The organism is Bacillus cereus group sp. BfR-BA-01309 (assembly GCF_022664315.1).
GTDB lineage: Bacteria > Bacillota > Bacilli > Bacillales > Bacillaceae_G > Bacillus_A > Bacillus_A mobilis.
This window is the reverse complement of the sequence record NZ_JAKUHE010000011.1, coordinates 56499-70934: the sequence shown is the minus strand read 5'-3', so window position 1 is coordinate 70934 and position 14436 is coordinate 56499. Positions and strand designations below refer to the sequence as shown.

Genomic DNA, 14436 nt, shown 5'->3' with positions numbered 1-14436 from the left:
CCCTTATCCTTTTCTTTGTCTTGCGTCGGCCGAACGGCGTAGCGCTTGACCAATAAAATTTATACACAGCATCAATGTTAAAATCATGACTGATGCGGGTAACCAAATCCACCATTTCTCTTGTAATACATCTGGATTTCTAGCATAACTAACAAGTGTACCAAGGCTTGGTGTACTTTCAGGTAGACCAAATCCTAAGAAAGTTAGACCAGATTCAATACCGATGTTTCCAGCAAGGTTTAATGTAACGCTAACAATGATAATGGAACTTAAGTTAGGTAGTACTTGGAAGAGAATGATCTTCCAGTTTGGTGTTCCTAAAGTTTTTGATGCAGAGACATAATCGAGTTCTTTTTCAGTTAATACTTTTGAGCGAATTAATCTTGCCTTTCCTGTCCATAAGAACACGCTCATAATTAAAATGAAAGTGAAGATATTGAATGTAGGAACAAGTGTAATAAATACAATTACAAGCATTAAAAATGGTAAAACCATAACGAAGTCGATAATGCGCATAATGATATTATCAATTGCTCCTCCAAAATAACCGGCAATTAATCCAATTGAAAGACCAATTAAACAAGAAAGAATAGTAATTGCTAATCCAATTGTAAAAGAGTTACGTGTACCAATAATAAGTTGGCCGAAAATATCGCGTCCTCCATAATCTGTTCCTAACCAATGTTCAGCAGAGGGAGGAGCATAAATAGCGAATAGATCAACTCGTACAATATCTTCTTGTTTCATAATAAAAGATGTTGCGTAGACTGCTAGTAATAAGATTGCTAGGAAAACAAGTGAAAACATTGCTAATTTATCTTTACGAAGTTCTCGCCACATAATAGAGAAACCAGAAGGGCTTTTTTCGTAATGAACAACTTCAGTTTGTTTTTCAGGGTTTGCTAACATAACGTCTGCTCCTTTCTTTAATCAATACGAATACGTGGATCGACGATGCTTAGAATAATATCTGAAAGGAGAGTTCCAAGTAACGTTGCAAATCCAGTAAACATAACGAGTGCAGTTATTACACTAAAATCGCGTTGAGAGATAGATTGTATAAATAGTTGTCCAATTCCTGGATAGCTAAAAATACTTTCTAAGAAGATGGCACCGCCAACCAATCCTGTAATTTCATAACCTAAGAAGGCTGCAATTGGTAAGAATGAATTTCGTAAAATATGTCTAGAATAGATTTTTGATTCTGGAACACCTTTTGCTCTTACTGTACGAACAAAATCTTTATGTTTCGTATCGATAATTTCGCTTCGTAAATATTGAACTGTACCAACTGTTGCAATTAATGCACCGGATAAAGCTGGTAATAGAAGGTGATTCAATTTGCTTAAATAGTAAGCAAATGTACCTGTTGCAACTTGAGGATCTACGCTACCACCGGTTGGGAATATTGCAAACTTAAATCCGAATAGGAAGAGCATAATTAATGCAAATATAAATAGTGGTGTAGCAAATCCTAGATAGTTGTAAATGGTAATGAGTCGATCAGCCCATGTATCATTCCACCGCCCACTTATAACTCCTAGTGGTATGGCAATTAAATAAGTAAGAATAAGAATGACAAGTGCTAAAGATACTGTGTTTCCAAGTCGTTCTCCAATTAAATCGGTTACTTTCATTTTATGTGCATAGGAAATACCGAAGTCACCTTGGACAGCATTTTTAATCCAGCGAACATATTGTGTTGCAACTGGGTCATTTAATCCAAGCTTTTCACGTTGTTCTTCAATCACTTTTGGATCCGCTTTTGGATTCATTGCTCTGCCGGTTAAGGCATCGCCTGGCATTGCCTTAGCTAGTAGAAAGACAAGTACACTTAACACGAATAATTGCGGGATCATTACTAAAAATCTCCGTAATATAAACTTCCACATGTTTTATCACTCCCTTATGGTAATGCCACCCGGTGCGTTGGCGAGATTGGTTTTAAATCATAAGCCCGACCGTTTTCATTGAAATAATTTTCGTATGACTTCTCGTATTCAGAGCTTACTTGTTGACGGAGCTTACGCTGTCTCTCTCTGTTTTCAGGACGAATATCAGGAATTGCTGATATTAGGCGCTTCGTATAAATATGTTGCGGATTACTATAAATTTCTGCACTAGTTGCTTCTTCGACAATACGTCCGCGATACATAACACCGATACGATCACACATATGACGAATTACACCTAAATCATGACTAATGAATAAGTATGTTAGTCCGAGCTCAGCTTGTAGATCCTGCAAGAAGTTTAATACTTGAGCTTGTACAGAAACATCTAGTGCTGATACAGGTTCATCGGCGATAATAAGCTTCGGCTTTAATGTAAGAGCGCGTGCAATACCAATCCGCTGCCTTTGCCCACCAGAAAATTCATGTGGATATTTATAAATTGACTCTGGATTTAGACCAACTTTATCAAGATATTCTTGAACTGCTCTACGTTCTTCATCAGGTGAGAGCTTCTCAAAATTTCGAAGAGGCTCAGCAATAATGTCGAGAACACGTTTCTTCGGATTTAATGATGAATATGGATCTTGGAAAATCATTTGAATATCTTTTCTTTGTTCACGTAACTCAGAGCGACTTAACTTTGTCAAATCTCTATTATTAAAATGAATGCTACCCTCTGTTGCTTTCGTTAAATGCATAATTGCTTTACCCGTTGTTGATTTACCACTTCCTGATTCACCAACGATCCCGTATGTTTCACCCGGTTGTAATTCAAAACTTACACCATCGACAGCACGCACGTAATCTAATGTGCGGCCGAAGAAACCACCTTTAATTGGGAAATGTACTTTTAAATCTTCTACTTTAAGCAGTGCCATGAGTTACGTCATCTCCTTTCTTATCTTGGAAGTTGAAATGCTTGTAGCAAGTACAACGCACCCAGTGGTCTGGTTTTACTTCATGTAAAATTGGATTTTCCTCATGCTGATCAGGTCTAATCCATGGAATTCGAGCTTGGAAGCGACAACCTGTGCGAGGAAGCTTTGCTAACGTAGGAACCACCCCTTGAATTACATGCAATTTTTCTTTTTCAGCATACGCAGATGGAATGGAGTTTAATAGAGAACGAGTATATGGGTGAAGAGGGTTATTAAAAATCTCTTCAACTTTTCCTGTTTCTACAACCTGTCCAGCGTACATAACGACGATACGATCGGCTGTTTCTGCGACAACACTTAAATCATGAGTAATTAAAATGATGCCCATTTTCGTTTGTTCTTGAATAGATTTTAGTAAGTCTAAAATTTGTGCTTGGATGGTTACGTCAAGAGCCGTTGTTGGCTCATCAGCAATAATGAGTGCTGGGTTACAAGCAATTGCAATTGCGATAACAATTCTTTGTCTCATTCCGCCAGATAATTCGTGTGGGTATTGTTTATATGTAAGTTCTGGTTTTGGAATACCAACTTGATGGAGTAGTTCTAAGGTGCGTTTTTTCTTTTCAACTTTTGAAAGGCTTGTGTGGTAATCTAAGTTTTCTTCGATTTGTTTTCCAACTGTCATAAGAGGATCAAGTGCTGTAAGAGGTTCTTGGAAAATCATGCCGATGTTTGATCCGCGTACTTTATTCATCTCTGCGGCCGACATAGTTAGTAAATCCTTATCTCTATAGTTAAGCTGCCCTTGTAATTTTGTATTTGCTTCATTATGCAGTCGCATAATAGAAAGGGCAAGTGCACTTTTTCCGCAACCTGATTCACCAACGATCGCGACAATTTCATTTTCATGGACAGTTAACGAAACATCATCAACTGCGGCATGATAGTGATCTTGTATGCGAAAGGAAGTCTGTAAGTTTTCAATGCGAAGAAGTGGATTCTTCATGGCTATCCCTCCATCTTTTCAGAAAAGACTAAATATTTTGTATGTTGTTGTTATTTTAATATAAATTGACAATGTTTGACAAGCATAAGTTGAGAAAATATTCAAAAATCTTTTTATACAAAAATTGAATGCAGTTGTATTAGTAGTTGAAGTGTTTTGGAAGCGCCAACATATATGTGTGAGGGAAATAAATCTTTTGTAAGAAAAAAGATTTATATGTAGAAAAAAGAGAGGTGTTCTGGAAAGAACAGCCTCTCTTTTTTTGATAAGAATAATATTAGTACTTAAGCTTGTTTTTGTTTTGCAGATCCTGTGTTTAAAGTAAGAGCAAGGAAGAACATTGCAAGTACACAAGATACAAGTAATAAGATGAATCCGCCATCCCATCCGAATGCATCTACGATAAAGCCCATAGCTGCGCTAGCAAAAGTAGCTCCACCTAGGTAACCGAAGAACCCAGTTAAACCAGCTGCAGTTCCAGCAGCTTTTTTTGGTGCTAAGTCTAGTGCGTGTAGGCCAATTAACATAACAGGTCCATAAATTAAAAATCCAATCGCGACAAGTGCGATACTATCAACCATTGGATTACCAGGAGGGTTTAGCCAGTAAACAAGAACGGCGATGAATACACCAACCATAAATAAAATACCAGCAGGTGCGCGGCGCCCCTTAAACAGTTTATCACTCATCCATCCGCAAAGAAGTGTACCTGGAATACCAGCCCATTCGTATAGAGCGTAAGCTGTACGAGAGCTACTATGGGTAAAACTTTTTTCCTCTACTAAATAAGTAGGAGCCCAGTCTACAACGCCGTAACGTACGAAATAAACGAAAACGTTCGCGATAGCGATGTACCATAAAAATTTATTGTTTAGTACGTATGTAAATAAAATTTCTTTTACTGAAAGTTCGCGTTCTCGATCTTTTACTTTTTCATCTGATGGATATTCTCCAGTATGTTCTTCAATAGAAGGTAATCCACAAGATTGAGGTGTATCTCTCATCGTAATTAATACATAAATACCAACTAAAATTGAAAGAATACCTGGGAAGTAAAAAATACTCTTCCAGTCATTTGCAAAGAAGTATAAGCCTAATGTCACAAGAGAAGGCATAAGAGCGCCACCGACATTATGAGCAACGTTCCAAATAGACATTTTTGTACCACGTTCACTAATAGAGAACCAGTGGACCATCGTACGACCACAAGGAGGCCATCCCATACCTTGTACCCAGCCATTTAAAAACTGAAGGACAAACATAAGTATAATGCTCGTTGTAATGAAAGAAAATGAGCCGAAAATAATATTAATGATACCTGATAAAAATAGCCCAGCTGCTAAAAAGTAGCGAGGATTACAACGGTCGGATACGATACCCATAAGAAATTTACTTAATCCGTAAGCGATAGATACTGCTGAAAGGATAACCCCAAGTTCCCCTTTGCTAAAGCCTTGTTCGATTAAGTATGGCATTGCTAGTGAAAAGTTTTTTCGAACAAAGTAGTAACCTGCATAGCCGATGAAGATACCTAAGAATACTTGTAAACGTAATTTACGGTATTCGCTATCAACGCGATCAGCTGGTAAGCGTTCTGCGTGGGGCGCAGGTTTAAATAATTGTGTGAAAAACATAAAATGAAAATCCTCCCTAATGAATTCGAAATGTTGTGAGTCAGAGAGAATATAAAAAGGCCATGAAATATAAAAAAGTTTCCTTTTTTATGATTCATAGCCGTGTACTCCGATTCTCCGTGACTGTCAATATTAACTTCGTCGAAAATTATACAACTTTGTGACAAAAATGTAAACGTTTTTATAAATAAAAAGTATTGACGGATTTTGTTCGTGGGATTAATATTTAAATACATTAAATATTTTATTGCTTAAATAAGAGGTGGATAACATGCCAAATGATATGACGCATATCGATAAAATTCAAGCTCTTGCCTTTTCAATTGGAAAGAAAATGCAGACGGAGTTATTAGAACAAATGCAAGCAACAGGACTTACACCACCGCAGTTTTATATTTTAAAGATTTTAGATCATTACGGTGCTTCAAGAGCGACAAAATTAGCAAAAAAGATGTATGTAAAGCCTAGCGCAATTACAGTGATGATTGATCGCCTAATTGACCAAGAGCTTGTAGAACGCTACCACGACAAAGATGATCGTCGTGTTGTCGTCATTGAGTTAACAAAAAAGGGGAAAGCTAGAGTAGAAGAAGCAATGATCGCTCGTAATGAGCACATTGCAAAATATTTCTCACATTTAGAATTACAAGAAAGAGAAGATTTGTTACACCTCTTTGAGAAGTTAGAAACAATTATTTGCGGGACACAAGAGAAAAAAGAGAATAACTAAGAGGAATTGAGGAGATTACATGGAGCAACAAGAAAACATAAATAGAAAGTTGCTGTTAATCGGTTTAATAATCGCGATGCTATTTGCTGCATTAGATGGAACAATCGTTGGTACAGCAATGCCGCGTATCGTCGGCGAACTAGGCGGATTAAGCTTAATGACATGGTTAACAACAGCTTATATGTTAACATCAACAACAGTTGTACCAATTGCAGGTAAATTAGCGGATTTACTTGGCCGTCGTAACGTATATATAACAGGGCTAGTTATCTTTATGGTTGGTTCAGCGTTATGTGGTATGGCAAATGGTATGACAGAATTAATTATTTTCCGTGGTATTCAAGGTCTTGGTGGCGGTATTATGATGCCAATGGCTATGATTATTATCGGAGATATGTTCACGGGAAAAGAACGTGCGAAATGGCAAGGTATTTTTGGTGCATTATACGGCCTTGCTTCTGTAATTGGACCACAAGTGGGTGGTTGGATTGTAGACGCAGTAAACTGGAGATGGGTATTCTACATTAACTTACCAGTTGGTATTTTAGCAACAATCTTTATTGCAATGGGATTAAAATCACATAAACAAACAGGACCGATTAAAATTGATATCGCTGGAATCTTTACAATGATTCTCGGTGTTGTAAGTTTATTACTTGCATTAACATTTGGTGGGAAAGATTACCCATGGGATTCTTGGCAAATTATCGGGTTATTTGCATTAGCTCTAATTGGTATCGTTAGCTTTATTATCGTTGAAACGAAAGCAGAAGAACCGATTTTACCGATGCATTTCTTTAAAAATCGCACATTTACATTACTGAATGCGATTGGATTCTTTATGAGTATCGGAATGTTCGGTGCGATTATGTTCGTACCATTCTTTATGCAAGGAATTGTAGGAGTAAGTGCTGCTGAATCAGGAACAATCATGACGCCAATGATGATTACTATGATTGTGATGAGTATTATCGGCGGGCAACTTGTATTAAAAGTTGGTGTAAAACCACAAATTATTACAGGAATGCTTATTATGGCTGGTGGTTTCTGGTTATTAACAACGATGGATATGCACACAACTAAATTAACTGCAACTTCTTATATGATGGTTATCGGTTTAGGAATGGGTCTTGTAATGCCAACATTAACATTAGCGTTACAAGAAAGTTTCCCGAAAAAAGACCTTGGTGTTGTAACATCATCAAGTCAGTTCTTCCGTCAAATCGGTGGAACATTTGGTATTACAATTTTAGGATCAATTATGAATAACACTTCAGGTACAACGTTAACAAAGAATTTAGTACCTGTATTAGATACATTCCCGAAAGAAGCGGGACAAATGGTAACGAAATTTAAAGATATGATTCATACAGACCCACAAGGTTTATATTCGATGCTATTTAGTCCAGAGGCATTAAAACAAATGCCAGAAGCATTTGCTAATAGCATTGTACCAATCTTGAAAAACTCTTTAGTAGACTCACTTCATACTGTATTCTTAACAGGATTAGTATTTATCGTGGTAGGTGCCATCTTTACGATTTTCTTACAGAAGATTAAACTATCAGATCGTAAAAAAGGTGCTGAAGAGCCGGCTGCAGAGGAAAAAGAACAAACTGTATCATATTCGTAATGAAAAAGCATCGCCTTATGGCGGTGCTTTTTTTGAGTATAACCTTAAAAGCTTTTTCGTGAGAAATGATTGACGTATTTCTAGAAATGCGTTATATTATTTTCTGTAAACGGTTACATGAAATGGAGAGGGAAGAGAATGAGTACGATTAAAGACGTTGCGAAATTAGCGGGAGTATCTGTTGCGACCGTTTCCAGAGTGTTAAATAAAAATGGATATGTTCATGAAGATACATTAAAGAAAGTAGAGCGAGCAATTGAGATGCTAGATTATAAACCTAGTACAGTAGCGCGTTCACTGTATAATAAAAAATCTCGTTTAATTGGCTTAGTTGTTCCCAATATCGTGAATCCATTCTTTCCGGAAGTTGCACGTGCCGTAGAAGATGTAGCGCATAAGCAAGGATACACAGTTGTCCTTTGTAACTCTGATGAGAGTTTAGAGAAAGAAAAGCAATATATTGATGTACTTAGGCAAAATAATGTGGATGGATTTATTGTAGCAACAAATCCACAAAATAGTGTTAATTACATGAAGTTGTCTGTTCCAGTTGTTGCAATTGACCGTATGTTTAATGAACGTATTCCTACTGTATATGCAGATAACTATGCAGGGAGTCAGGCAGCGACAAAGTTATTAATAGATAAAGGCTGTAAACATATTGCGCATATTCGCGGACCGCGTGACGTAAGCACCGCTAATGAACGCTTTGAAGGTTTTGTAGACGTTATTACGCAAAATAATCTTTCTTATATGATTGCAGAGAGTACATTTGATCCAGCTAATAGTGAGCGTGTAGCGGTGGAATTATTAGAAGAATACCCACATATTGATGGCATTGTTGCTGGAAATGATTTAATTGCAATAGGTATTGTAAAGGCTGCACTTCAAAAGGGGATTTCTATTCCGGATGATTTACAAATTATCGGATTTGATGGGATTTCTTTAACAGAGATGATGTATCCATCTATTACAACTGTTGCACAGCCAATTTATGAAATGGGGAAAATTGCAACAGAGCTGTTGTTAGAGCGGATGGAAGGAAACGTATTAGAAGAGAAACACTATCGTTTACCGATTGAAATTATAGAACGAAATACAACGAAGTAAGGAGATGAAATAGATGCCAAATATTGCAGTAGTAGGTAGCATTTCAATGGATTTAGTGGCCGTTTCAAAAAAACGTCCGAAAGCAGGGGAAACAGTAATTGGTGAAGCATTTCATACAATTCCAGGAGGGAAAGGAGCCAACCAAGCAGTTGCTGCAGCTAGATTAGGCGCAAATGTAGCGATGGTTGGCGCGGTAGGAAACGATAATTATGGAACTGTAGTTAGGAAAAATTTAGAGAACGAACGTGTCTTTATCGACTATGTGGTACCGGTTACAGATACAGCGACAGGAATTGCTCATATCGTTTTAGCAGAAGAGGATAACAGTATTGTTGTCGTGCAAGGGGCAAATGCTCTTGTAAATGAGTCGGTTGTAGATCGTTCAAAAGATCTTCTTATAAAAGCAGATATGGTTGTTCTTCAACTAGAGATTCCACTTGAAACAGTAAAATATGTATTGGCTATTTGTGAGGAACACAAAATCCCGGTTATGTTAAATCCAGCACCAGCACAAGTGTTATCAGAAGATATTTTAGAAAAGGCAACTTATATTACGCCAAATGAACATGAGTGCCGCATCGTATTAGATGATTTCACATCAACAATTGAAGATTTACTGGCTAAATATCCAAATAAACTATTGATGACAGAAGGTTCTAACGGTGTACGTTTCCATAATGGGACGGAGATTGTACATGTTCCTAGCATTGCTGTTGATGTAGTAGATACGACTGGAGCTGGTGATACATTTAATGGAGCATTAGCAGTTGCGCTTTCTGAAGGAGAAGCACTTCAAAAAGCAATTCGTTTTGCGAATATTGCTGGTGGCCTTTCTGTAACGAAGCTTGGGGCGCAAGGCGGTATGCCAACGAGAGATAAAGTGTGTGAAGTGCAGGTGATTGTCGGATGAAAAAGCATGGTGTATTGAACAGTGAGATTGCATCAGTCCTTGCTTCACTTGGGCATACAGATACGATTGTAATCGCAGACTGCGGGTTACCGATTCCTGACGGAGTAAAACGAATTGATTTAGCTGTTGAGATTGGAAAACCTAGCTTTTTAGACGTATTGCAAGTGGTAGCCGATGATATGGCAATTGAAAAAGTGACGTTAGCAGAAGAAATCATTAACAATAATGCGGAAGTAAATAAAGAGATTGAGCTGAAATTAATAGAGCCAGCGTTTGAATATGTATCTCATGAACAATTTAAAGAGCATACGAAGAAAGCGAAGGCGATTATTCGTACAGGAGAGGCTACTCCTTATGCCAATGTAATTTTACATGCAGGCGTAATTTTTTAATAAAGGGAAGTGATGGGAATGCGTATTGAAATGAAAAATATTTCAAAGGCGTTCAATGGCAATCCTGTTTTGAAGAATGCACAGTTTATGATTGAAACAGGAGAAGTTCATGCATTGATGGGGGAAAATGGAGCGGGTAAATCAACGCTTATGAAAATTTTAACAGGTGTATATAAAAGAGATGGTGGAACAATCACGATTGATGGACAAGAACAAACTTTTAAAAATGCGAAAGAAGCAGAAGAGTACGGTATTGCATTTATACATCAAGAATTGAACATATTATCGAATTTAACAGTAGCTGAGAATATGTTTCTCGGTAAAGAGTTAATGTATGGGAAGACAGGTATTTTGCGTACGCGTCAAATGAACGCGATTGCGCAGCAGCAACTAGCGGAGTTAGGGTTACATGTAAAAGGCGCTATGTTGGCAGGAGAGTTATCGGTTGGACAACAGCAAATTATCGAAATTGCGAAAGCGTTAATGACAAACGCGAGCGTTATTATTATGGATGAACCGACAGCTGCATTAACAGATCGTGAAATTGAAACGTTGTTTACTGTCATTAATAAATTACGTAAAGAAGGGGTTTCGTTCGTTTATATCTCACACCGAATGGAAGAAATTTTTTCAATATGTGATGCCATTACGATTTTACGTGATGGGGAATACGTAGGAAAGAGACTCATTCCGGAAACATCATTTGATGAAGTAGTGAGTATGATGGTGGGGCGCAGCATTGGTGAACGTTACCCAGAACGAAATAGTCAAATTGGCGATGTTATTTTTGAAATGCGTAATGGAACGAAAAAAGGGAAGTTTGAAAATGTTTCGTTTCAAGTTAGAAAAGGTGAAATCCTTGGTGTTGCTGGCTTGATGGGAGCTGGCCGTACAGATATTATGAAAGCTATATTTGGATACGAACCGTTAGATTCTGGCCAAATTTTCATAAATGGACAAGAAGTAAAGATTGATAGTCCAATAGATGCGATTAGACAAAGAATAGCTTTCATTACAGAGGATAGAAAATCTGAAGGGTTAGTGTTAGATTTCTCAATTCGAGAAAATTTAACTTTACCGAATTTAGAAAGTCTTTCAAAGGGAAGTGTCCTTAGTAACGAACTAGAACAGCAGTTTACAGCGGATATGATGAAGCTACTTAATGTGAAAGCATCTAGTGGAGAGCAAGCAGTGAAATCTCTTTCTGGTGGAAATCAGCAAAAGGTTGTTATTGCAAAATGGCTAGGTATCCACCCGCAGTTACTCATTTTAGATGAGCCAACAAGGGGTGTAGATGTTGGAGCGAAAAAAGAAATTTACTCTATTATGAATAAGCTTACTGAGCAAGGCGATGCCGTTATTATGGTATCATCTGAGCTTCCAGAAGTTTTAGGAATGAGTGATCGCGTTCTTGTCATTCATGAAGGAAAAGTCGGAGGCATTTTAGAGAAAGATGCGGCATCACAAGAGTCTATTATGGCACTAGCTACAGGGGGAGAGTAAGAATGGCTAAGAAGGGGAATGTATTACAACAACTCGGTTCTTTAATCGGTTTAGTATTAATTATCGTCGTAATTACAGCTTTAAATCCAGCATTTATTGAAATTCCAAATTTATTTAATATACTGCGTCAAGTATCGATTAATGCGCTTATTGCATTCGGAATGACCTTTGTAATTTTAACAGGGGGTATTGACTTATCGGTAGGTTCTATTTTAGCATTATCAAGTGCACTTGTTGCTGGAATGATGGCAAGTGGCATGGACCCGTTTCTTGCAATGGCAGTTGGATTATTGGCTGGTCTTGTAATGGGGATTGTAAACGGTATCATTATTGCGAAGGGAAAAGTAGCTCCATTTATTGCGACGTTAGCAACAATGACTATTTTTCGTGGGTTGACGCTTGTTTATATGGACGGACGTCCGATCACTGGTCTTGGTGATCATTTAATGTTCCAAATGTTTGGACGCGGTTATTTTCTCGGTATTCCGGTACCAGCTGTTACAATGATGATCGCTTTTGCAGTACTGTACTTCATTTTGAAGAAAACGACATTTGGTCGCCGTACATTTGCGATTGGTGGAAATGAAGAAGCAGCAGCATTATCAGGTATTAATGTTACGAGAATTAAAGTAATGATTTATGGTCTTTCCGGAATTTTGGCAGCGCTTGCAGGTATTGTCTTAACATCACGACTAGATTCTGCACAGCCAACTGCAGGTACTTCTTACGAATTAGATGCAATTGCAGCAGTTGTATTAGGTGGAACAAGCCTTTCTGGGGGAAGAGGCTGGATCGTTGGTACATTCATCGGTGTACTTATTATCGGTGTACTAAATAACGGTTTAAATTTATTAGGTGTATCTTCCTTCTTCCAACAAGTTGTAAAAGGACTTGTAATCTTACTAGCTGTATTAATTGATCGTCGAAAAGAAGCGTAATGGAGGGATAGTTCATGAAGAAATGGTTACTTATACTCGTTGCATGTATTATGGTCATTACTGCTGGTTGTTCAATGGAACCACCAGAATGGGCAAAGGATTCTAGCGATAAAGGTCGAAATAAAACTATTAAAGTTGGATTCTCTGTTTCAACTTTAAACAATCCATTTTTTGTGACTTTGAAAAAAGGGGCAGAAAAGAAAGCGAAAGAAAGTGGCATTGAATTGATTGCTGTTGATGCACAAAATGATGCAGCAAAGCAAACGAACGATGTTGAGGATTTAATTCAAAAAGGTGTCGATGTAGTTGTTATTAATCCAACCGATTCAGACGCTGTTGCTTCAGCAGTCAGTGCGGCAAATGCAGCAAATGTCCCTGTTATTACTGTAGACCGCGTTGCAAATTCAGGTAAAGTTGTTTCTCACATTGCCTCTAATAATATTGAAGGTGGTCAAATGGCTAGTGATTACATTCGTGAATTAGTTGGCGAGGGAGCAAATGTTGCTGAATTAGAAGGAATCCCTGGCTCTTCTGCTGCTCGTGAGCGCGGGAAAGGATTCCATAACGTAGCGGATAAGTCTTTAAAAGTAGTTGCAAAACAAGCAGCTGATTTTGATAGAGCAAAAGGATTATCTGTTATGGAAAACATTTTGCAAGCAAATGGTGATATTAAAGCCGTGTTTGCACATAACGATGAAATGGCATTAGGGGCACTTGAAGCATTGAAGTCTTCTGGAAAAACGGATGTAATCGTTGTTGGTTTTGATGCAACAGAAGATGCTGTAAAGGCGGTTAAAGATGGGCGTATGGCTGCAACAGTTGCTCAAAAACCGGAATTAATCGGGGAGAAGGCGATGCAAACAGCAAAAGAGATCACGCAAGGTAAAAAAGTGGACAAATCTATTCCGATTGAATTAGAGCTTATTAAGAAAAATAAATAAATATAAAATGAAAACCAGGAAGGAAGAATAACAAATGAAATTCTTTATTGATACAGCAAACATTAACGAAATTAAAGAGGCAAATGCATTAGGCGTATTAGCTGGAGTAACGACAAACCCATCACTTGTAGCAAAAGAAGGCGTAGATTTCCACGAGCGTATTCGTGAAATTTGCAGCGTTGTAGAAGGTCCTGTAAGTGCAGAAGTAATTAGCTTAGAAGCTAATAAAATGATCGAAGAGGGAAAAGAATTAGCGAAAATTGCTCCAAACGTTGTTGTAAAAGTTCCGATGACAACAGAAGGTTTAAAAGCAGTAAAAGCATTCTCTGACTTAGGAATTCGTACAAACGTTACACTAGTATTCTCAGCAGTTCAAGCATTACTTGCAGCTCGTGCTGGTGCGACATACGTTTCACCATTCTTAGGTCGCTTAGATGATATCGGTCATAACGGCATGGACTTAATTCGCCAAATTGCAGAGATCTTTGCAATTCACGGCATTGAAACAGAAATCATTGCAGCATCTGTACGTCACAGCGTTCACGTAACTGACGCAGCATTAAATGGTGCACATATTGCAACAATCCCAGCAAACGTAATTGCTTCATTAGTGAAGCATCCATTAACAGATCAAGGAATTGAGAAATTCTTGGCTGATTGGGAAAAAACACAAGAGAAATAATAGAAAATCGAGAATCCTAGTTTAATTGACTAGGGTTCTTTTTTATTTAAAAGAATTTTCATGCAATTTTGCATATTGTCTTTTAAATTTGTTATATAAGCTATTTAATATATATCAAATCACT

At 37.6% G+C, this 14436-nt stretch carries 14 protein-coding genes; 9 read left to right on the top strand and 5 right to left on the bottom strand.

All coding sequences use genetic code 11. From position 1 onward, the window contains the following. Positions 1-3 precede the first annotated feature (3 nt). The 5 genes from MR115_RS20480 to glpT all read right to left on the bottom strand — a co-directional run bounded on the left by MR115_RS20480 (position 4) and on the right by glpT (position 5473). The gene (locus tag MR115_RS20480) at positions 4-909 is read right to left on the bottom strand and encodes an ABC transporter permease (protein ID WP_132134712.1); all 906 of its coding nucleotides are present in this window, start codon (positions 907-909) and stop codon (positions 4-6) included. A gap of 17 nt (positions 910-926) precedes the next feature. Then, positions 927-1892 carry an oligopeptide ABC transporter permease gene (gene opp4B / locus MR115_RS20475; protein ID WP_098254745.1) on the bottom strand — a complete coding sequence of 322 codons (966 nt, stop codon included), beginning with the start codon at positions 1890-1892 and terminating at the stop codon, positions 927-929. A 14-nt stretch (positions 1893-1906) separates the two neighbouring features. Continuing rightward, positions 1907-2833: an ABC transporter ATP-binding protein gene (locus tag MR115_RS20470; protein ID WP_001196373.1), complete on the bottom strand. Its 927-nt coding sequence runs from the start codon at positions 2831-2833 to the stop codon at positions 1907-1909. Further along, positions 2820-3839 (bottom strand): ABC transporter ATP-binding protein, encoded by a 1020-nt coding sequence (locus MR115_RS20465; RefSeq protein ID WP_242242583.1) that lies wholly within the window; start codon positions 3837-3839, stop codon positions 2820-2822. Before MR115_RS20465 ends, MR115_RS20470 begins: the two co-directional genes overlap by 14 nt. A gap of 284 nt (positions 3840-4123) precedes the next feature. Beyond that, positions 4124-5473, bottom strand: a complete 1350-nt coding sequence (glpT, locus tag MR115_RS20460) for a glycerol-3-phosphate transporter (RefSeq protein WP_071721017.1) — start codon at positions 5471-5473, stop codon at positions 4124-4126. Between the two features lie 271 nt (positions 5474-5744). Between glpT and MR115_RS20455 the strand changes: the two genes are divergently transcribed. The 9 genes from MR115_RS20455 (at position 5745) to fsa (ending at position 14312) form a co-directional block, all read left to right on the top strand. Next, complete coding sequence (locus tag MR115_RS20455; RefSeq protein ID WP_242242582.1) at positions 5745-6203, top strand: MarR family winged helix-turn-helix transcriptional regulator; 459 nt, start codon at positions 5745-5747, stop codon at positions 6201-6203. 19 nt (positions 6204-6222) lie between these two features. Next, complete coding sequence (locus tag MR115_RS20450) at positions 6223-7836, top strand: MDR family MFS transporter (protein ID WP_071721019.1); 1614 nt, start codon at positions 6223-6225, stop codon at positions 7834-7836. Positions 7837-7974: 138 nt separating this feature from the next. Continuing rightward, complete coding sequence (gene rbsR / locus MR115_RS20445; protein WP_242242581.1) at positions 7975-8946, top strand: ribose operon transcriptional repressor RbsR; 972 nt, start codon at positions 7975-7977, stop codon at positions 8944-8946. 13 nt (positions 8947-8959) lie between these two features. Beyond that, a complete protein-coding gene (gene rbsK / locus MR115_RS20440; protein ID WP_242242580.1) occupies positions 8960-9856 on the top strand; it encodes a ribokinase in 897 nt (298 codons plus the stop codon). Beyond that, the gene (gene rbsD / locus MR115_RS20435) at positions 9853-10248 is read left to right on the top strand and encodes a D-ribose pyranase (protein WP_073517268.1); all 396 of its coding nucleotides are present in this window, start codon (positions 9853-9855) and stop codon (positions 10246-10248) included. Before rbsK ends, rbsD begins: the two co-directional genes overlap by 4 nt. Positions 10249-10266: 18 nt before the next feature. Next, entirely contained in the window at positions 10267-11751 is a 1485-nt protein-coding gene (gene rbsA / locus MR115_RS20430) for a ribose ABC transporter ATP-binding protein RbsA (protein ID WP_242242579.1), read from the top strand. Positions 11752-11753: 2 nt separating this feature from the next. Continuing rightward, positions 11754-12689, top strand: a complete 936-nt coding sequence (locus MR115_RS20425) for an ABC transporter permease subunit (RefSeq protein WP_001074641.1) — start codon at positions 11754-11756, stop codon at positions 12687-12689. 14 nt (positions 12690-12703) lie between these two features. Continuing rightward, positions 12704-13630, top strand: a complete 927-nt coding sequence (gene rbsB, locus MR115_RS20420) for a ribose ABC transporter substrate-binding protein RbsB (RefSeq protein WP_242242578.1) — start codon at positions 12704-12706, stop codon at positions 13628-13630. A 34-nt stretch (positions 13631-13664) separates the two neighbouring features. Further along, entirely contained in the window at positions 13665-14312 is a 648-nt protein-coding gene (fsa, locus tag MR115_RS20415; RefSeq protein WP_060629556.1) for a fructose-6-phosphate aldolase, read from the top strand. The last annotated feature ends 124 nt before the right edge of the window (positions 14313-14436 follow it).

Bases quoted from the DNA above. Each gene is read 5' to 3' on its own strand.
- MR115_RS20480 (WP_132134712.1), bottom strand. From the start codon at position 909: ATGTTAGCAAACCCTGAAAAACAAACTGAAGTTGTTCATTACGAAAAA.
- opp4B (WP_098254745.1), bottom strand. From the start codon at position 1,892: ATGTGGAAGTTTATATTACGGAGATTTTTAGTAATGATCCCGCAATTA.
- MR115_RS20470 (WP_001196373.1), bottom strand. From the start codon at position 2,833: ATGGCACTGCTTAAAGTAGAAGATTTAAAAGTACATTTCCCAATTAAA.
- MR115_RS20465 (WP_242242583.1), bottom strand. From the start codon at position 3,839: ATGAAGAATCCACTTCTTCGCATTGAAAACTTACAGACTTCCTTTCGC.
- glpT (WP_071721017.1), bottom strand. From the start codon at position 5,473: ATGTTTTTCACACAATTATTTAAACCTGCGCCCCACGCAGAACGCTTA.
- MR115_RS20455 (WP_242242582.1), top strand. From the start codon at position 5,745: ATGCCAAATGATATGACGCATATCGATAAAATTCAAGCTCTTGCCTTT.
- MR115_RS20450 (WP_071721019.1), top strand. From the start codon at position 6,223: ATGGAGCAACAAGAAAACATAAATAGAAAGTTGCTGTTAATCGGTTTA.
- rbsR (WP_242242581.1), top strand. From the start codon at position 7,975: ATGAGTACGATTAAAGACGTTGCGAAATTAGCGGGAGTATCTGTTGCG.
- rbsK (WP_242242580.1), top strand. From the start codon at position 8,960: ATGCCAAATATTGCAGTAGTAGGTAGCATTTCAATGGATTTAGTGGCC.
- rbsD (WP_073517268.1), top strand. From the start codon at position 9,853: ATGAAAAAGCATGGTGTATTGAACAGTGAGATTGCATCAGTCCTTGCT.
- rbsA (WP_242242579.1), top strand. From the start codon at position 10,267: ATGCGTATTGAAATGAAAAATATTTCAAAGGCGTTCAATGGCAATCCT.
- MR115_RS20425 (WP_001074641.1), top strand. From the start codon at position 11,754: ATGGCTAAGAAGGGGAATGTATTACAACAACTCGGTTCTTTAATCGGT.
- rbsB (WP_242242578.1), top strand. From the start codon at position 12,704: ATGAAGAAATGGTTACTTATACTCGTTGCATGTATTATGGTCATTACT.
- fsa (WP_060629556.1), top strand. From the start codon at position 13,665: ATGAAATTCTTTATTGATACAGCAAACATTAACGAAATTAAAGAGGCA.